Here is an 18,446-nt window from a genome sequence, read left to right on the forward strand (position 1 = left end):
GCGCGCGGTCTGCTCCGCAGACACGACGCGCCGCCGCTACGCGGCGGAAGAGACGCCGCGCTCCGCGCGGCTGGCCGGCGACTCCGTCGCCGGTGCGGCCAACTCCGTTGTCCGCGGCTCGAATTGCTCCGCAATTCGGCCTGCAGAAATTCGCTCCGCGAATTTCTGGGGCTGGCTGCGGGGCGGGATGCGGCCTGCCTCGCCTGATCTTCACCGGGACGGGTATTCGGGTCCTCTTGAGATCTGACGTGCCATCAGCTTCCTTTTGAAGTCCGAGAGTTGATTATTTCCCTGTCCTGATTTTCGCTCCGAAATACGGGAAAAGTAACTTCAACGAATTTATCTCCCTCAAGCGAATCGGCTCTTACTGGCATCGCAAAGAGCAGGTCCGAGTGCGCGGCGCGGGCCGCTGCGGAGTCAAGGCAGGATCCAGCAGCCAGCCGCCCGTGAGATCAGACAGGAGGTCCTCGCTGGCGCGTGCGATCAGACAGCTGGAGTCGAGGTGATACCGCAGGACCTCCACGACAGTGGCGGCCCGGTCGTATGGAAGGGCAGTGTCATCCGGCGGGCCGATGGCTGAATCGCCCCGGGTTTGATGGAGATCATCAAGACCCGGAAGGATGCCGATCATGGCTGCTCCCCGTAAGTACCCCGACGAGCTGCGTGAACGCGCGACGTGTCTGGCGGTCGAGGCCCGCAAGGACCCGGCCGGCAGGGCTGGGGCGATCAAGCGCGTCGCCGACCAGCTGGACGTGCACCCTGAGGCTTTGCGGGGGTGGATGAAACGGGCCGAGATCGACGAGGACGTCGTGCCCGGGACCACCAGTGCAGAGGCCTCCCGGACCGCGGAGTTGGAGCGGGAGGTGAAGGAACTGCGGCAGGCGAACGCGATATTGAAGTCCGCCTCGGCTTTCTTCGCCGCGGAGCTGGACCGTCCACTGCGATGAAGGTCGCCTACATCGACCAGCACAAGAACCTGTTCGACGTCCAGCCGATCTGCGACGTCCACGCCGAGACGGACACGCCGATCGCGCCGAGCACCTACTACACCGCCCACACCCGCCCGCCGTCGGCCCACAGCCGGCGCGACGAGCACCTCACCGAGGAGATACACCGCATCCACACCGACAACTACGGCGTCTACGGGGCCCGGACAGTCCACGCCGCCCTAGTCCGTGATGGAAAAGAGACGGCCCGCTGCACCGTTGAACGCCTCATGCCTCGGGCCGGACTGCGCGGAGTGATCCGGGCCAAAAGCCCGCGCACCACCAAGCCCGCTCCCGAGACCGACCAGCCCGCCGACCTGGTCGAGCGGCAGCTCACCGCCACCGCACCGAATCAGCTGTGGGTCGCGGACATCACCTACATCAAGACGTTCTCCGGCTGGGTCTACACGGCCTTTCTGTGGAATCTGTGACCTGCGGGTTTGTCATTTGCCGCCTTGTCGGACTTCGATGATCGGCAGCAGGGTGGCGGTGCTCGGCGGAGACATCTCGCGTGGGGTGGGTCCGGCGGGAGTGGGGACCTCGGCGAGCCGGTCGAGGAGCGCATCGAGGCCGGCCTGGTCCATCACTCCGATCACGGCGTTCAATATCGAGCGATTCGCTACACCGAGCGCCTCGAGGAGGCAGCCGCGGTCGCCTCGGTCGGATCTCGAGGAGATTCATACGACAACGCCCTCGCCGAGGCGTTCAACAGCCTGTTCAAAGCCGAGCTGATCCGCAACCGCGGCTCCTGGACCGGCATCAACGACGTCGAGATCGCCGTCACCGAGTACATCGACTGGTTCAACCAGCGAAGGCTCCACAGAGAACTCGGCCACCTCCCGCCCGCCGAAGTCGAGGCCCACCACGCAACAACCGGCGCCTCACTGACCCCCTGAAACCCAGCTATCCCACCGTCCACAAAACCCGGGGCTTGACAGGGAGAGAAGTCAACGTTGTGCAGGAACATCCAACCCGCGGGCAGCCACACCAGGTTGGAAGCCCCTCAGCCCCATGGGCGGGCAGGTCGGGCGCTCGACTGAGGCGTGCGAACGGACCGCCACGACGCTCAGTGGAGATCAGTGGAGAACTGAGGCTGATCCTTTGGCGTGGACGCCCTGGTCAGGGAGCACCAGGAGGCGGGCGTTCGTCAGCTCCAGCAGGTACTTCTTGCCCGGCCGTGCCGATGCGGCTGGTCCGGGGTTGTAGACGGTTGTGCCGCGCTCCAATGCCCATGCGCGAAGCCGGGGCGTGAGCTGCACCCCCTCGTCACAGCAGACGTTACGGGCGGCCATGTAGAGGGGCGTGCGAACGCTGGCGGGAGTTCACGCAGGCCCGGACAGGACTTCGCTCGGCCGGCGTGGACCGCGCTGAGCAGAAGCCGCGCAACGGATTCGCCCGCTGCCGCGCGCATCCCGAGGTGGGTGGACCGCAGCGCAGCCGGCCCGCACGGCGGGAAGGTCCTTGACGTGCTTTCAACACGTTGTACATGACGGGAGGTTAATGCCTCTCAACACCTTCAACGACGTCAGCTCGGCCGATGGCCCTGCCGTCGGCGCGCCGCCGCTTCACTGGTGGGACACCCCCGCCACCGCTTCGGCGCCGCTCACACCCTCAGGGGCGCACGGACGGTGATCGCCCCATACGCCGCCGGGTCTTCACCGCCCCGACGGTCAGCCCCGACAGGAGGTCCTTCATGGCCATGCTCACCCGGGCAGCCGACACGATCAGCGAATCCGGCAACGACCACGAACAGGTGGTGTGGTGCCGTGACCAACGCACCGGTCTCAAAGCCGTGATCGCCATCCACTCCACAGCGCTCGGTCCCGCCCTCGGCGGCACCCGCTTCCACCCGTACGCCAGCGAGGGCGACGCCGTCAAGGACGTGCTCGATCTGTCGCGCGGCATGAGTTACAAGAACGCCCTGGCAGGCGTCGACTTCGGCGGCGGGAAGGCCGTCGTCATCGGGGACCCCCGGCCCGCTGCTGACGGCGGAACCAAGTCCGAGGAACTGCTGTCCGCATACGGCCGCTTCGTCCAGTCACTGTCGGGCCGCTACATCACCGCTTGTGACGTGGGCACCCAGAGTGCCGACATGGATGTGGTGGGCTCCCAGTGCGCGTACACCCTGGGCCGCTCCGCGGAGCTCGGCGGATCCGGGGACTCCTCGATCCTGACCGCATACGGTGTGTTCCAGGCCATGCGAGCCTGTGCCCAGTCCCGCTGGGGCTCCCCCTCGCTCCACGCCCGGCGCGTCGGCATCGCCGGAGTCGGCAAGGTGGGACGACGCCTGGCGGAGCACCTGACTGCCGCAGGGGCCACCGTGGTCGTGACAGACCCCCGCGAGGACGCCGTCGACCGCGTACGCCGCGCTCATCCCGGCATCGAGGCCGCCCCCCACACCGACACGCTCATCACCAGGCCACTGGACATCTACGCCCCCTGCGCGATGAGCGCAGCGCTCAACTACCGGACGGTCTCCCGCATGTCCGCGTCGGTGGTGTGCGGAGCGGCCAACAACCAGCTGGCCAGGCCGGATGTGGCGGACCTGCTGCAGCGCCGCGGAATCCTCTATGCCCCTGACTACGTCGTGAACGCCGGCGGAGTGATTCAGGTCTCCGCGGAGCGAAGCGGCGAGTCCTTCGACAAGACCAAGGCCAAGGTCGCCGAGATCTTCGACACGACCACCGAGATCTTCGGTCAGGCAGCTGCCGAGGGCGTGCCGCCGACCACGGCCGCCGACCGCATCGCCCGGCAGCGCATCGCACTGGCCGCCGAACACGACGCACCACTCTTCCTCGACCGCGGCCATCTCCGCGGCGCCCTCAAGTCCTCTCTCTGACCACGAGCACCTTCGAGACAGACGAGGCTGACCGCATGTCTCAGCACGCCCATCACCCGCACCAATCGTGTGCGGTTCCTCCGGTGCCCGATCACATCCCCGTCGCCACCTACCTCGCACTGCGACTCCAACAGCTCGGCGTGGACCATCTGTTCGGGCTCCCCGGCGACTACAACCTCGGCCTCCTGGATGCGCTGCTCGCCGATTCCACCCTGCAGTGGGTGGGGGCCGCCAACGAACTCAACGCGGGGTACGCCGCAGACGGCTACGCCAGGGTCCGCGGCCTGGGCGTAGTTGTCACCACCTACGGCGTCGGTGAACTCAGCGCGATCAACGCGATCGCAGGCAGTTTCGCCGAGTCGGTCCCCGTGCTCCAGCTCACCGGCTCCCCCGACAGCGCCGTGGCCCGGCGGGGGGCGATGGTTCATCACACGCTCGCGGACGGGGACTTCCAGCACTTCTTGCGCGCCTACCAGGAGGTCACCGCAAGCGCGGAGATCCTCACCCCTTCCGCCGCGCACACACAGATCGACCGTGCGCTGACCACCGCGCTCGACAACCTACAGCCGGTGTATCTCAGCGTGCCCACCGACCTGGTGCACACCCTCGTACCCTCCTCGCCGCTGCGCCTCCCGCTGCCACGGCGCCACAGCGACCAGCAGTCCCTCGCCGCATTCGGCCGGGACCTGCGCGCCCGGCTCGCCGCCGACGATGACGAGGTCACACTCCTTGCCGGGAACCTTCTGGAACGGCGCGGCCTGCAGCCCACCGTCCGCCGAATCGCCGACACCGGGCGAGTCACGGTCGCTGCCCTGACCGCCGGCAAAGGCATCCTCGACGAGAACCACCCAGCAGCTGCCGGAACTTACTGCGGCGTCATGACACCGTCCGAACACACCCGGCAGGCAGTGGAGAAGAGCCCCCATCTGATCGTGGCGGGGGCGGTCCTGAGCGACATGGTCACCGGGTTGTTCAGCCACAGCATCGGAAGCGACCAGGCCGTTTTCCTCGACCTGCACCGAGCCCGTCTGGGCGGGACCACTTACGAGGGGATCGAACTCGACGACGCGATGTCGGCCCTGGCCGACGCTGTGGACGAGCGCCGCGAGTCCCCACGGCCCGTGTCCTCCACCACACAACGCCCCAGGCCCCGTCACGCATCCGACGACGATGACCGGCCTCTCACCCAGGACGCCCTGTGGTCCGCGGTGCAGGACTGGATCGCACCCGACACCTACGTACTCGCCGACGTCGGCACAGCCTTCTACGGCGCGGCAGCCCTGGCCCTGCCGCCAGGGTGCTCACTGCAGGGCCAGCCCACGTGGTCATCCATCGGCTACACCCTGCCGGCACTGCTCGGCAGTCAATTGGCACAACCGGAGCGCCCCGCCCTCCTCATCATCGGCGACGGCGCCGCCCAACTCACCGTCCAAGAACTCGGCACCATCCTCCACCGCCGGCTGACTCCCGTGATCCTGCTCCTGAACAACGCGGGATACACCGTCGAACGGGCGATCCGCGAACCCGACTCCGACTACCACGACATCGTCCCCTGGCAATGGACGTCCCTGCCCGCCGCCCTCGGCGGCCAGGAACACGCGCTCACGCTCACCGTCCGCACCCCCGACGAGCTGCGCTCGGCGCTGCGGCAGGCGCGAACCGAGGGTCAAGAGCAAGGCCGCGCCTCCCTCATCGAGGTCCACCTGGACCGGTTCGACACCCCGCCGCTGCTGACCTCCCTGACGAGAGATCTCGACACGGCTCGCCGCGGGCCGACATGACGCCGCCTGCGGCCTGCGCTCCCGACGGAACGGCCCCGGGCCGGTGAGCCACCCGCGCCTTGGGCCGGTCCCGCGGCGGCCTGAGCACGAGGCTCCGTTCCCACCAGGCCCACGGAAAGATCGTCCTCAACGTCCCCTGAGACATAGCGAACTCGACCGAACGGCGGCACGCGCGGCGGTGCACGTTACGGTCGACTCGCATGAGACACGAGAGCCGAGGAAATGACACGCTCCTGAGACTCCGACCGACCCGGTCACGACTCAGGGAGATGACGTCGTCCACGAGTACCTACACGTCAGCGTAGGAGCGGGCGCACGGTGCAGCACCTGGGCGGCACGGCGCACGCGGGCGCCAGGTGGCGAGGAGACGCGTGAGACTCGTCAACCGCTCTGGGACCCTGAGAGCGTGACCATGGAGCCCTTACCCGAGTTCCAGATCGTGCAGGTAGATCTCCTCGGGACCGATCTGCTCGCCATCGTGGGGCGCTGCCTTGTCGCCCTACGGTTCGGAGCCCGCTTCCACTGCACGAGCCGGCAGGCCGCACCGTCGAACGGACCCTGACGGAAATCCAGCGCTATCCCCGAGTCACGGTCACCGAAGTACACCCACCTCACGCCGCTCACCTCGTACCCACCGGCACAGGTGCGGCTCAGGTGTCCAGGCGGCGCCCCGCGAGCCACGTGACGATCTCGGCGGTCGTGGTGGTCGAAGAACAGAGAGCTTCCGGTGTCCAGGGAGGCGATCTGGGCCATCTGCTCGTCGGTGAGCTGGAAGTCGAACACGTCGATGTTCTCCGCCATGCGCTCAGCGCGTACGGACTTGGGGATGGCGATGACGCCGCGCTGGGTGACCCAGCGCAGCACGACCTGGGCGACGGACTTGCCGTACTCCTTGCCGATCTCGGCCAGTAGCGGGTTGATGAACAGGTCGTCCTTGCCCTCGGCGAAGCCGCCCCAGGACTGGATCTGCACGCCGTGCTCGCGCATCAGGTCCTGGTAGTCGGCGCGCTGGAAGAACGGGTGGGTCTCGATCTGGTTGACGGCCGGGGTGATCTCGTTGTTGACGATGAGGTCGATCAAGCGGTCGGGGTAGAAGTTGGCGACGCCGATCGCCTTCGCCGTGCCCTCGCGGTTGAGGGCTTCCATGGCGCGCCACTGGCCGCAGACGTCGCCGAATGGCTGGTGCATCAGGTACAAGTCGAGGTGATCCAGGCCCAGCTTGGTCAGGGACGTCTCGAAAGCGCGCCGGGCGTTGTCCTGGGCGGGGGCGTCCTGGACCCACAGCTTGGTGGCGACGAACAGGTCCTCGCGCCGAATACAGCTGGACTTGATGGCGCGGCCTACCGCTTCTTCGTTGCCGTAGGCGGCTGCGGTGTCGAGCAGGCGATCACCGGCGGCCAGCGCGTCGGAGACGGCGCGTTCGGTGTCCTCGGCGGAGATCTGGTAAACGCCGAAACCGAGGAGCGGCATCTGGACACCGTTGTTCAAGGTCACGTGCCGCATGGGGGAAGTCCTTTGTGGTGCGGGCGAGTTGGAGGTCAGGGGCGGATGAGGGCCTTGAGGACCTGGCGGTCGGCCATGGCCCGGTAGGCGTGCGGGGTCTGGCCGAGGCGGAAGGTCCGGTCGAAGACGAGGCCGGGGGCGATGGTGCCGTCAAGGACGTCGGGCAGCAGCTGCTCGATGTAGGCGCGGGCGGGGCTGGCGCCGCCGGTCAGCATGATGTTCCGCATGAAGAGGGCCGGGCCGATCGGCCCCTGCTCGTACTGCGGGACGCCCAGGCGGCTGATGGTGCCGCCGTCCAGGACCGCGCCGAGCGCGGTGTCCAGGGCCTGGCGGGTGCCGACGGCCTCGATCACCTTGTCCACGCCCCCGGTCAGTTCGTGGACGCGGGCGACGCCCTCTTCACCGCGCTCGGCGACGACATCGGTGGCACCGAACCTGCGGCCCAGGTCGGTGCGGGCCGAGTGGCGTCCTGCAAGCACGACCCGCTCGGCCCCGAGCCGTTGCGCGGCGATGACCGCGCACAGGCCGACCGCGCCGTCCCCGACCACGAGCACCGTGTCACCGCGGCCGATGCCGGCGGTGACGGCGCCGTGGTGGCCAGTGGTCATCACGTCGGAGAGTGCCAGCAGGGAGGGCAGCAGCGCAGAGTCGGCGGCCACCGGCAGCTTCACCAAGGTGCCGTCCGCGTACGGGACACGGACGGCTTCGCCCTGACCACCATCGACACCGTCGAAGCCATAACGGCCGCCGTTGCGGCACGAGATGTGCAGGCCCTTGGCACAGTAGTCGCAGGCGTTGTCGCTGTAGGTGAAGGGGGCGACGACCAGGTCGCCGGACTTCAGGGCGGTCACGTCCGCGCCGGTCTCCTCCACGACGCCGAGGAACTCGTGGCCCATGGGACGGCCGGTGTCGGTGGCGGGCATGGCTGCATAGGGCCACAGGTCGCTGCCGCACACGCAGGAGGCGACCACGCGGACGACCGCGTCGGCCGGCTGGACTATCTTCGGGTCGGGCCGGTCCTCGACGCGGACGTCGCCGGCTCCGTGCATCACTGCTGCACGCATGAGGGTGCCACTCCAATCGGGGGTTTTGCTGGGGTCGTGACGGCTGTCAGCGTTCGAGCATTCGGGCCTGGGCCTCGGTGTGGGTGGCGCCGGCAGCGGGCGGCAGGCTGGAGAGCCTGTCGAGCTGCTCGGCGGTCAGCGTGACGGCGTCGGCGGCGGTGTTCTCCTCGACGCGGGACACCCGCTTGGTACCGGGGATCGGGGCGATGTCGTCGCCCTGGGCGAGCAGCCAGGCCAGCGCCACCTGACCGGGCGTGGCACCGGCCTCATCGGCCAGGGCCTTGACCTCGTCGGCGAGCGCCAGATTGCGCTGGAAGTTCTCGCCGGTGAAGCGCGGGTTGTCGCGCCGGAAGTCGTTCTCGTCGAACTCGTCGGTGGAGCGCACCGTGCCGGTCAGGAAACCGCGGCCCAGCGGGGAGAACGGCACCAGGCCGATGTTCAGCTCCCGCAGGACGGGCAGGACCCTCTCCTCGATCCCGCGAGTGAACAGGGAGTACTCGGACTGGACTGCGGTGACCGGCTGCACCGTGTGGGCGCGGCGGATCGTGTCGGGGCCGGCCTCCGAGAGCCCGAAGGCACGCACCTTGCCCTCGGCGATCAGCTCCCCCACGGCGCCAGCGGTCTCCTCGATCGGCGTGTTCGGGTCGACGCGGTGCTGGTAGTAGAGGTCGATGTGGTCGGTGCCGAGGCGCTTGAGGGAGCCTTCGACGGCGGTGCGGATGTTCGCCGGGCTGGAATCCAGGTTCCAGGCGCCCTCGCCGCCGTGCGAGACCAGGCCGAACTTCGTGGCCAGCACTACCTTGTCCCGGCGCCCCTTCAGTGCCCGGCCGAGCAGCTCCTCGTTCGTGTACGGCCCGTAGATCTCGGCCGTGTCGATGAGCGTGACGCCCAGTTCCAGCGCCCGGTGCACGGTCCGGATCGACTCCGCGTCATCGGTGCCCGAGCCGGTGTAGCCGTGGGACATACCCATCGCGCCCAGCCCGATCCGGGAAACCTCCAGGTCACGCAGCTTGATGTACCGCATCTCGCCCTCTTTCGATCCGTGGCGTACCCGGCCCCTCGCTCTCACCCGGCCCGGCAGATCGCGCCTGAGCTGACGGGGAAGAGACCGGGATACCGGCGTCTTGCTCCTTCACCTTCGCCCGGATCGCGCCTCTGTGGCAGGGCGGGCTCTTCAGGGGTAATGACAGGGCCCCCCTCGGCCCTGCGTGGCGGGTGTTCATCGGGTGAGACTGGAGTCATGGCATCGACGAGCGCGCACAGCGAGGGCGCCGAGCTGGGCCGCTACCTGCGGGCCCGCCGCACCCAGACCAGCCCAGAACACGCCGGCCTCACCATCGGCACGGGCATCCGCCGCACCCCCGGGCTACGCCGCGAGGAGCTGGCCACCCTCGCCGGCATCAGCATCGACTACTACGTGCGCCTGGAACGCGGCAAGGAGACCCGCCCCAGCCCCGCCGTCCTCGACTCCCTCGCCCGCGCCCTGCACATGGACGACCAGGAGCACCAGCACCTGCGCGAACTCGCCGCCCGCGCCGCCCGCTACGTCTCCGAGCCCCCGCCCGCGCCCAGCCGTGCCGTGCGCCCGCACCTCAAACTGCTCCTCGAATCCCTGCGCCCGAACCCGGCCTACGTCATCAGCCGCAGCATGGACATGCTCGCCTGGAACCCCGGCGGTCTCGCCCTGTATACGGGCCTGGACGACTGGCCGATCAGGCACCGCAATCTGGCACGCTACCTCTTCCTGCACCCCGCGGCCCGCGACCTCTTCACCGACTGGGACCGGCAGATCACCGCGTGCGTCGCCCGCCTGCGCGCCATCGCCGGCACCGCTCCGGACGCCCCGGACCTCAGCAATCTCGTGGGCGAACTCCTCCTCAAGAGCCCCGACTTCGCAGGTCTGTGGGAGCGCTACGAGGTGACCGGCCGCAAGCCCGCCCACAAGACGTTCAAGCACCCGCAGGTCGGAACCGTCACCCTCACCTCGCAGTCCCTGCACGTAGAAGGCACCCCTGGTCAGCGCATCGGCGTCTACACCGCGGAACCCGGCAGCCCCGACCACGATGCGCTGCTCCTGCTCGACATGACCACGCCATCCGTCGCGACGCCCGGCACCACACCTCACCGAAACTGACTGCTGCCCCAGCACCGTCATCGGAGCTCAGCCTGCGCGTCCACCGATCGCTCCCAGGTCAGGACGTGGAGCCACCACGTGGCGCTATGCCGTGCCGCATAGCGATGTCGGCGACGCGTAGCAGTGCGGCCTGGTTCGCGTGTGCGTTGCCGGGCGCCTGCTGCCATCGGCGCATGCGGAGGCTGGCGGACTGGAAGGAGCCCGCGGCGATTCCCAGGGCGCGGGCCGCCGCGGCGCGCGCCCTCAGGCGATCAACCAGCTCAAGAGCGTTCTCGTATTCGCCGATACCGAACGGCGCGAGTCCTTGGCCGGGCCGAGCAACCTCAAGCTCTTCAACCAGTGCACCACGCTGGCGGAGACGGAGGTCCTCCGGGCCGACGGGGTCGCACGACACCCCACGGCTGCTTGCCCACCGCATCCAGCACTGACGGAGGAGATCAACAACCTCACCAGGCAGAGAGCCGAAGCGATCAAGGCAAGTACACCGGGCCTGCTCGACGTCCAGGACCCGGCCCGGACAGCGCGGCGGCCCTGCTCTTCACGTCCGGTGACAACCCTGAACACCTCGGCAGCGAGGCGCCCTTTGCCGCTCTGTGTGGCATCAGCCCGGTGGAGGGTGGAGGCATCCTCCGGCAAGCCCCAGAGCCGCAGGCTCAACCACTGCGGAGACCGCCAGTCCAACGCCGCGGTCCACCGGATCGTCCTGGGCCGCCTGCGCTGGCAGGAACGTTTCCAGGACTACCTGCGACGGCGCCTCGCCGAAGGTGAGATGCGCCGCGAGATAATCCGCTGCCTCAAGCGATACGCCGCCCGTGAGATCTACCGGCTCATCGTCCCCATCAACATCGCGGCAGACTACGCAGCACCAACCCAAGGCGCCCACTGACATGTCAACTCGCGTTTCTTCGGAACCCACCGCCAGGTGATCTGGCTCCACATGCCGACCCTGGACGTTCCAGTGGTGGGATCATCCTTGGGGTCGGCACTTGTGGAGCCGCTCATGGACCGTTTGACGATCCACCAGGACACGTCCGGTGACGCCTGCTTCCTACACCTTGAACTCACCGGTGAACTCGACACCGCCAACATCTCCGCGCTGTGCGACATCGCCGTCAGCGCGCTCGAGCAGGGCCGACCACATGTGAGGATGGACCTGTCGGGTGTCACCCAGTGCGACCACGCCACCCTCTACACACTCCTCGGCATCCGGCACGCGCTGAGCAACGCCGGAGGCAGTCTCGCGCTGTCCGACACCAGCGACAGTATCCGCGAAGCGCTGGCATGCACCCGCCTGGACGCGTCTTTCCTCCCCATGAACTGACGGCCTTCGCTCTCCCGCAGAGACGCTGTTAAGGGGACTCGGAACCGCAGCCCCAAGCGCGAGCAACCACAGGCACCGCTCGACATCCAAAGGGGCATCAATGCCGGCCTCCACACCCCTGCTCGGCATCCGCAGTGCGCTCCAGCACGCCGCCGGCAGCCCCGCCCTCACCACAACAAGTCCCGCCCAATCGCCAGGCACTCGACCGCACCGATCTCCATCCCCTCCCCCGCCACCGGAACCGACAGCGTCCCGCCACAAGCAGCTGAGCCCTCACCCGGGGGATGAAAAGCCATGCCAAGCCGGGGAGATGAGCTGCCCGCCCGGCCAGAGCTCGCCCGACGGCTCGCCAAGACGATCCCGATGTCCGTGGGCAGCCCGAACAGTGCTGTCGCGGCTTGACGAACCGCATGAGGAATCGCTGCCCAAAGACGACTGCCGACTGCGGCCACTGGATGCTCACGACGGGTTGCTCGGCTGAGCCGTTCATAGAGGGTGTCTCATGTGGTGTGCTGTTCGTGCGGCTGATCCGAAGCACGATAGGTGTCACACAGGCAGGCTCGCTGTCACCGTGGCCCAGTCTGCGTGCGTTGGACTTGACCAGCTGAGCATCGAAGCGAACGACACCGATTGAGGCGGCAGGGGGCTGTCGGTGGCTGGTGGCAGGATCACCGGCATGGTCTTTGTGCGTACGACTCCGCCGCGGCCTGTAGATGTGACCGCGGTCTTTCCTGAGCTGGCTTCGTTGGCGCGTCCTGCGATGCGGCTGCATCCCCGCCCGGGGTCGCCTTCGGTCAAGGAGAGCTCGGTCGGGGGGCCGTTGCTGTGGCCGGCCGAGGAGCCGTGGCCACACTGCGAAAGCTCGCACCTGCACCGTGACAGTGGGTTCCGCCAGTCGCCGGCCATTGTGCGGCATAAGCGACGCATGCGGGCCCGGCGGCACCCTGATTCCGGTGGTTCCGGGCTAGCGCCCGAGGAGGAGGCGATCAAGGAACGGAGCGCAGCGAGGCTCGCGGAACGACTCGACGCCAGCCCTCCGTGGCCCGCGGAGTGCCCAGTCCCCATGCTGCCCGTGGCCCAGCTGTATCTGCGTGACGTACCCCTGTTGCGGCCGCCCGGCCAGGCCGATCTGCTCCAGGTCCTCTGGTGTCCCTATGACCACGATCCGGAGTACAAGCCCGCGACTGCGCTGTTCTGGCGGTCTGCCGCCTCGGTCGCCGATGTCCTTGTCACACCACCACAACCGTATGAGGCGAACTACCCGGGCTATGTGCCGGAGCCGTGTCTGCTGGCGCCAGAAGAGATCACCGAGTACCCCAACAGCCTTGATTTGAGCCCGGAGATGCGGCTGGCGGTGGGTGACTGGAGCCGGTGGCAGGCAGCCGGCGTGGGCGTGGACAGCTCGTACGCGGACGATCCGGCTGACTTTTATGACGTCCATCTGGCTGACGCTCCGGGCTGGAAGGCCGGGGGCTGGCCGCCCTGGGGCCGCACCGACCCATACCGCCGGTACTGCGCTGTCTGCGACGCTCAGATGGTCCCGCTGCTGACCATCGGCTCCTTCGAATGGGACGGTGATGAGGGACGCAACTGGGCGCCGTACGAAGACCAGGACGCCGCCTACGCCGCCCATTACGCTGGCCAGGACCCCTCGCAGCCGACTGCGGTCGAAGTGGGCAGCGCCGACAACCTGCAGCTCTACGTCTGTCCGACCTCCCCCGAGCATCCGCACACCGACCTGATCCAATGAGGTCACGGTCGTTGGCCGTATCGCGCCACCCCGTGGGATACGCCCACCAGTTGTCGCGGTACTTCCCGCTGAGGCCACCGCAGTACGCGGCCTGCGTGTCGGGGGCGTGGTCGCAGTCGCTGAACGCTCCCAGCGGCACCCGGTCGCCGTTGAAGTCCTCGGCCACGACCTGCCAGAACGGTCCGCAGTCACCGCGCGGGAGGCGGGTTTCCGACGTGCGGCACGCGTCGGCCGAGCGGGGCGCACCGTCGGCGGCGGGCGTGAACAGCAGGGCGGCGATGAGCGCGGCGCCCACCCTGCCGGCCAGGGCGGTCCTGCGTCGCTTGGGTACCGAGTGAGCGCCCATCGGGAGCCATCGAGCCTGTCACGCACCCTCCGTAGCCGGTGCCATGAATGTTTCCGCATGAGGGTGTGACAGGCTGCTTGCCTCGCTTGTGCCAACCGGACAGCTGCGACTGAGCCCGCTCGCCACGTCATCCGGTTAGGCCGGTGACAACTACTGAACCTCGGCACAGCGGAATGATGCCGGTCGTGGGTGCTGATCTGTTGAAGCGCCCGGTTCCTGATGAACTCTGGGAAGTGGTCGTACCGTTGCTGCCGTCGTTCGGTGCTCGTCCGCAAGGTGGTGGGACCGCTCCGTCCGACGAGCGGACCGTGTTCACGGCGGTGGTGTATGTACTGACCAGTGGATGTGCCTGGCGGCATCTGCCGCCGCCATTCGGCACGTCGCCCGCCACCGTGCATCGCCGCTTCACGGTATAAACCGAGGCCGGCTTGTGGCGGCGGCTACAGCGGGCGGTGCTGAACGAACTCGAGGCCCGGGGCGAGGTGGACTGGACCTCGGCGATCGTTGACGCGGCCTCCGTCCGGGCGAAAAAAAGGGGGCCCGCGGACCGGGCCGAGCCCGGTCGATCACGGCAAGCAGGGCAGCAAGCTGCACGTGTTGTCCGAGGCCCAGGGCATCCCGCTGACGGTCGCCGTGTCCGGCGCGAACCTGCATGACAGCCAGGTGTTCAAGCCGCTCATCCTGGCGCTACCTGCCATCCGTTCGCGGCGTGGTCCACGCCGACGGCGACCAGTCAAGATCCGTGCGGACAAGGCGCACTTCTCCGCCGACCATCTCGCCTGACTCCGCGGCCGGGGCCTGGTCCCACGCATCGCACGCCCCGGCATCGAGTCCAGCGAGCGGCTCGGCCGCCACCGCTGGAAGATCGAACGGTCCATCGCCTGGCTCTTCGGCTTCCGCCGGCTGACCGTCCGATACGAACGAAAGGGCAGTCACTTCCTCGCCTTCGTCGGCCTGGCCGCAGCTCTGACCTGCTATAAGAAGCTGTCTCCCTATCGTTCATGAGCGCGATGTGATCGAAAACGGGCGTGAGGGCGGGTGAATCTGGCCGTGCCGTGCATGAAGACGGGGCCTGTGGTGCAGCACGAGGGTCGCGAAGCCAACTCGTGAGCCCGGGAGGCCGGGTTGAGGCAGTTCTATCTCGACGACTACCACGCCTTGACCGCGGTGAACATCGACGCGGTGGTGTACGGCTTCCGGGCCTCGCTGCCGGCGTTGCGGCGGGCGGGCGGCGGCTCGATCGTCGCAGGATCCTCGCTGGCCGCCCTGACCGGGTTCCGCGCCTTCCCCCTCTACACGATGACCCGAGCCGCGGTCGTCGGCCTGGTCCGCTCCCTGGCCCCGACGTGGGCCGAGGAGAACATCACGGCGGGGGCCGTGTGCCCGGCCTTCACCGACACACCGTTGCTGCGGCCGATGCGCGGACGGCTTCAAGAAGCAGGGTTCCCGCTCCTGGAGCCGGGCACGGTGGCCGATGTGGTGATCCATCAGCTGACGGCCGGCGGCCCGGGCGCGATCTGGGGGATCCAGTCGGGCAAGCCGCCGTTCCTCTACCGCCATCCGGGCGTCCCACGCCCCGCCGGCCTCGCGCCCGGCATGCTCCCTCCCGACCTGACGGGCCTCGACGGCGGACGCGCGGAAACACCGGAAGCACGCAGCTGAGCCCGCGTGCTTCACGCGCCCCCGTATGCGCGGACCGACCGGGGAAGAGTCCTACCCGCAGTGACCACCGCAGGCGTCGCCCGAACCGACGGAACGCGCCGGGTCCGTGGGTGAAGGAGACAGGTGAGCGGCAACCGCATTCCCAACGACCGGCTGAGGGCCCTGCTGGCCGAGGCCGAATGGACCTTCGAGAACCTGGCACAAGCGGTCAACAGGGCCGCACAGGAGATCGCGCTGACGCTGGTCTACGACCGGTCGTCGGTCGCCCACTGGTTGGCGGGTACGCAACCGCGCTCTCCGGCGCCCCAGTTGATCGCCGAGGTGTTCTCCCGGCGGCTCGGCCGAACCGTCACCGTGCCCGCAGCGGGGTTCCCCGGCTCCGACCGGGAAGAGACATCCGGCGTCACCCCACGCAAGGACGCGAGCGCCGTCACCCACCTCGCCGACTTGACCGGCATCGCCTCCGATGCCGTACAGCGAGCGGTCCTGCAGCAGTCTCCCTACCAGCCCGACGCTCACGCGCTACCCCACTGGCGCGCACCGTCCCGGCGACCGGCCGGAAGGCGACCGGCCGGAAGCGGATCTCGCTCCGCGCTGCCGCGAGCGGGGCGCACGGAAGTCACCACCCTCAAAGCGGCGGTCCGCTCGTTCGCAGCCGGCCTTGACCGGCACGGTGGCGGGCATGCCCGCACCGCCCTCACCGTCTTCCTCGCCGACGACGTGGTGCCCTGGCTCACCAGACCGGCCGACGAACAGATCCGGGTTGAACTCCTCACCGAGGCCGCGCACTTGACGTACATCGCGGCGCGCCTTTACAGCGACGCAGGCCTCCACGGCGCGGCCCAGCGCTACTACGCCACGGCCCTACGTCTGGCCAACGAAGCCGAGAACCACACGGCATGGGCCGTCATCCTGCGGGGACTGAGCAGTCAGGCACTGGCACTCGGGCATCGGCACACCGCCCTGAACCACGCGGAGAACGCCTGCTCCGCTCTGCCCGCGAAGGCCCCGACAGCCGTGCGCTCCTTCATCCACGCTCAAATCGCCGTCGCCCGGGCCGCGTCCGGCCACAACCGCCGCCAGGTACTGACAGCCCTGGCCGCAGCAGAACAGGCCGCAACGAAATCCCGCACGCTCGAAGGACCCTTCGCCACATACCCGCAGGCGGCACGGGAGTTCCAGCGGGCACAGGCGCTGCACAGGCTCGGAGACCTCACCGGGGCCACCGAGGCATTGGAAGCCTCCAGCCGGCACCGGTCCCCGGACGACCGTCGCGGTCACACACTCACCCACGCGCTCCGCGCCGAGCTGCTGGTACGGCACGGGCACGTGGAGGAAGCGTGCGAGAGTTGGCGCGCGTTCTTCAAGACCGCCGACGGCCTGCTGTCCACCGACGTGGACAGCGCCAGAGCCCGGTTGCGTCGCGCCTTCCACCCCTACTTCGACCAACTAGCCGTCAAGTCGGTACTGGTCGAGCAACGAACGGGCTACCGGACCGACTGAACAGCGCACTCCCGCCCGTCCCCCGGCTTGTACGGCACCGGATCGGCTCGGCCGGTTCTCCGAGAGGGAGCGCACTCGCAGGTGTACCACCGGGCCTTCGGGTGTTTTGTACCGTCACGTCGCGATGCGCACGCAGGGCCCTGATGGACTACTCATCGTCACTGACCGGGATTTCCCCTGCGATCGGAGCCGCATCGTGAAACCGCGTACGTACAAGAATCTCAGTGTGTCCGCTCTGGCTGTCCTGATGGCCGCCTCAGCCATGGGAGCCGCGCAGAGCGTCGAGCCCACACCGTCCAAGGAGCCTGGAGCCGAGGTGGACTTGGCACTGGACGTGACGAACCTGGCGGTCGCCCCGCAGGGCACGGACAAGCAGACGTTCACGGTCACCAACCACGGCCAGAAGGCCACCACGAAGCCCGGCAGGCTGGTGTACGTCACGCCCACGTACTTCAACTTCGCGTCCGTGCCCAAGGGGTGCAAGCGAAAGCTGCACAAACCGGACCCGCTGGTCTCGGAGATCACCGAGTGCGCGGTTCCCAAGGGGCTGGGCCCGGGCAAGAAGTTCGCCGTTACCTTCACCCTGACCGCGGCCCGCACCAACCTCCTCGGTTCCACCTACGGGGCGGCAATCGTCTCTCCGGATGTGACTGCGGACCAGGAGGCGAACTTCAGCGACAACTACAACGTCCCCGACGCCGCCATCCGCCGCAGCGCGCCCCCCACCATCACCGGCCACCGGGCCAACGTCCACCTGGCCTTCACCACCTCCGCCATCGCCCCCGGCGAAGCGGCCGAGCAGTCGTTCACCATCGGCAACCAGGGCCCGGACGACACCGTCGATCCAGTCCGCTTCGTCTACGCCACCCCCTTCTACGTCAACTTCACCGACAAGCGTCTCCCGCACGGCTGCCGACTCCTGCTGGATGAAGCCGACCCACTGATCCCGCAGGTCGTGGAATGCGACCGCACCCGGTCGCTCGAGGCAGGGCGCGAACAGACCTACACCTTCGAGACGACCGCCACCGAAGGCGGGCCAAGCTGCATGGTGTGGTCCCCGGCGATCGCCTCCGAGTCCAAGCCCGGCCAGGCATCCACCCACGATCCCTCGGTCATCGACAACTTCGCCAACGTCGGCACCAACGAACTCCCGCCTCCCGCTCAGGAGCAGGTGGCCAAGAGTGACCACGCGCCAGCTGCCCGAGCCCGCGATCCTGCCACCGGTCACAGGCCCGGGCCACGGCTGCGGGCGCCGTGTGCCGCGCGCGAGCACGCCAACTGTCGCCGACTCGGATGATGTTGAGGTGGATGCGGGAGTGCGACATCGTGGGACAGACCGTTGTCTTGACTGGTATCAGCTGCCCGATGGCTCTGCTCAGCGCTTGTGGCAGTGGTACTCGAGCGCACGGCGCCGGCTCCGCCCCACCTCGGCGGATGCTTGACCGGGGCTTCCTTACCTCAACTACTCACGCCCCATACCGGGGCCCGTTTCTCCACCCGGATCTCGAACAGATGACGGAGGCTTCCGGAGCGTTCCCGACGCGATGAGGAAACGTT

General features: G+C 68.4%; 15 protein-coding genes and 3 pseudogenes. 15 read left to right on the forward strand and 3 right to left on the reverse strand.

Annotated elements, in window-relative coordinates:
* From ACFQVC_RS27930 to ACFQVC_RS27960, 7 genes and pseudogenes are all read left to right on the forward strand, one after another.
* Positions 1-247 (forward strand): hypothetical protein (locus ACFQVC_RS27930; protein ID WP_381835687.1); only part of this gene is annotated, 247 nt, incomplete at its 5' end.
* A 382-nt stretch (positions 248-629) separates the two neighbouring features.
* Positions 630-947, forward strand: a complete 318-nt coding sequence (locus ACFQVC_RS27935; RefSeq protein WP_381835689.1) for a transposase — start codon at positions 630-632, stop codon at positions 945-947.
* Complete coding sequence (locus ACFQVC_RS27940; protein ID WP_381835691.1) at positions 944-1,417, forward strand: IS3 family transposase; 474 nt, start codon at positions 944-946, stop codon at positions 1,415-1,417. Before ACFQVC_RS27935 ends, ACFQVC_RS27940 begins: the two co-directional genes overlap by 4 nt.
* A gap of 141 nt (positions 1,418-1,558) precedes the next feature.
* Positions 1,559-1,882 (forward strand): annotated as a pseudogene (locus tag ACFQVC_RS27945) (integrase core domain-containing protein); the annotation flags it as partial.
* Positions 1,883-2,679: 797 nt separating this feature from the next.
* The gene (locus ACFQVC_RS27950) at positions 2,680-3,825 is read left to right on the forward strand and encodes a Leu/Phe/Val dehydrogenase (RefSeq protein ID WP_381835695.1); all 1,146 of its coding nucleotides are present in this window, start codon (positions 2,680-2,682) and stop codon (positions 3,823-3,825) included.
* A gap of 83 nt (positions 3,826-3,908) precedes the next feature.
* On the forward strand, positions 3,909-5,606 hold the full coding sequence (locus ACFQVC_RS27955; RefSeq protein WP_381835697.1) for an alpha-keto acid decarboxylase family protein: 1,698 nt from the start codon (positions 3,909-3,911) through the stop codon (positions 5,604-5,606).
* Between the two features lie 406 nt (positions 5,607-6,012).
* Positions 6,013-6,168, forward strand: coding sequence for a hypothetical protein (locus ACFQVC_RS27960; protein ID WP_381835699.1), 156 nt, complete (start codon positions 6,013-6,015; stop codon positions 6,166-6,168).
* Between the two features lie 88 nt (positions 6,169-6,256).
* Here the strand turns inward: ACFQVC_RS27960 and ACFQVC_RS27965 are convergent.
* The 3 genes and pseudogenes from ACFQVC_RS27965 to ACFQVC_RS27975 all read right to left on the reverse strand — a co-directional run bounded on the left by ACFQVC_RS27965 (position 6,257) and on the right by ACFQVC_RS27975 (position 9,197).
* Positions 6,257-7,109: pseudogene (locus ACFQVC_RS27965) on the reverse strand (aldo/keto reductase).
* A 35-nt stretch (positions 7,110-7,144) separates the two neighbouring features.
* Positions 7,145-8,173, reverse strand: coding sequence for a zinc-binding dehydrogenase (locus tag ACFQVC_RS27970; RefSeq protein ID WP_381835701.1), 1,029 nt, complete (start codon positions 8,171-8,173; stop codon positions 7,145-7,147).
* 46 nt (positions 8,174-8,219) lie between these two features.
* Entirely contained in the window at positions 8,220-9,197 is a 978-nt protein-coding gene (locus tag ACFQVC_RS27975; protein WP_381835703.1) for an aldo/keto reductase, read from the reverse strand.
* A 216-nt stretch (positions 9,198-9,413) separates the two neighbouring features.
* Here ACFQVC_RS27975 and ACFQVC_RS27980 point away from each other — a divergent pair, with 216 nt between their 5' ends.
* The 8 genes and pseudogenes from ACFQVC_RS27980 to ACFQVC_RS28015 all read left to right on the forward strand — a co-directional run bounded on the left by ACFQVC_RS27980 (position 9,414) and on the right by ACFQVC_RS28015 (position 18,186).
* Positions 9,414-10,307 carry a helix-turn-helix transcriptional regulator gene (locus tag ACFQVC_RS27980; protein ID WP_381835705.1) on the forward strand — a complete coding sequence of 298 codons (894 nt, stop codon included), beginning with the start codon at positions 9,414-9,416 and terminating at the stop codon, positions 10,305-10,307.
* 139 nt (positions 10,308-10,446) lie between these two features.
* On the forward strand, positions 10,447-11,193 hold the full coding sequence (locus tag ACFQVC_RS27985) for a hypothetical protein (RefSeq protein WP_381835707.1): 747 nt from the start codon (positions 10,447-10,449) through the stop codon (positions 11,191-11,193).
* A 114-nt stretch (positions 11,194-11,307) separates the two neighbouring features.
* Positions 11,308-11,628 (forward strand): STAS domain-containing protein, encoded by a 321-nt coding sequence (locus tag ACFQVC_RS27990; RefSeq protein ID WP_381835709.1) that lies wholly within the window; start codon positions 11,308-11,310, stop codon positions 11,626-11,628.
* A 676-nt stretch (positions 11,629-12,304) separates the two neighbouring features.
* Positions 12,305-13,378, forward strand: coding sequence for a hypothetical protein (locus ACFQVC_RS27995; RefSeq protein ID WP_381835711.1), 1,074 nt, complete (start codon positions 12,305-12,307; stop codon positions 13,376-13,378).
* A 531-nt stretch (positions 13,379-13,909) separates the two neighbouring features.
* Positions 13,910-14,729, forward strand: a pseudogene (locus ACFQVC_RS28000) (IS5 family transposase).
* Positions 14,730-14,849: 120 nt separating this feature from the next.
* On the forward strand, positions 14,850-15,386 hold the full coding sequence (locus ACFQVC_RS28005) for an SDR family NAD(P)-dependent oxidoreductase (RefSeq protein ID WP_381835713.1): 537 nt from the start codon (positions 14,850-14,852) through the stop codon (positions 15,384-15,386).
* Between the two features lie 123 nt (positions 15,387-15,509).
* Positions 15,510-16,889: a hypothetical protein gene (locus ACFQVC_RS28010; protein ID WP_381835715.1), complete on the forward strand. Its 1,380-nt coding sequence runs from the start codon at positions 15,510-15,512 to the stop codon at positions 16,887-16,889.
* A gap of 226 nt (positions 16,890-17,115) precedes the next feature.
* On the forward strand, positions 17,116-18,186 hold the full coding sequence (locus tag ACFQVC_RS28015; RefSeq protein ID WP_381835717.1) for a COG1361 family protein: 1,071 nt from the start codon (positions 17,116-17,118) through the stop codon (positions 18,184-18,186).
* Positions 18,187-18,446: the final 260 nt, after the last annotated feature.

The sequence above is a fragment of the Streptomyces monticola genome (assembly GCF_042665355.1).
Classification (GTDB): domain Bacteria; phylum Actinomycetota; class Actinomycetes; order Streptomycetales; family Streptomycetaceae; genus Streptomyces; species Streptomyces monticola.

Excerpts from the sequence above, each read along its gene's own strand:
- ACFQVC_RS27970 (WP_381835701.1), bottom strand. The coding sequence starts at position 8,173 with ATGCGTGCAGCAGTGATGCACGGAGCCGGCGACGTCCGCGTCGAGGAC.
- ACFQVC_RS27995 (WP_381835711.1), top strand. The coding sequence starts at position 12,305 with ATGGTCTTTGTGCGTACGACTCCGCCGCGGCCTGTAGATGTGACCGCG.
- ACFQVC_RS27980 (WP_381835705.1), top strand. The coding sequence starts at position 9,414 with ATGGCATCGACGAGCGCGCACAGCGAGGGCGCCGAGCTGGGCCGCTAC.
- ACFQVC_RS27990 (WP_381835709.1), top strand. The coding sequence starts at position 11,308 with ATGGACCGTTTGACGATCCACCAGGACACGTCCGGTGACGCCTGCTTC.
- ACFQVC_RS27950 (WP_381835695.1), top strand. The coding sequence starts at position 2,680 with ATGGCCATGCTCACCCGGGCAGCCGACACGATCAGCGAATCCGGCAAC.
- ACFQVC_RS27940 (WP_381835691.1), top strand. The coding sequence starts at position 944 with ATGAAGGTCGCCTACATCGACCAGCACAAGAACCTGTTCGACGTCCAG.
- ACFQVC_RS27935 (WP_381835689.1), top strand. The coding sequence starts at position 630 with ATGGCTGCTCCCCGTAAGTACCCCGACGAGCTGCGTGAACGCGCGACG.
- ACFQVC_RS27975 (WP_381835703.1), bottom strand. The coding sequence starts at position 9,197 with ATGCGGTACATCAAGCTGCGTGACCTGGAGGTTTCCCGGATCGGGCTG.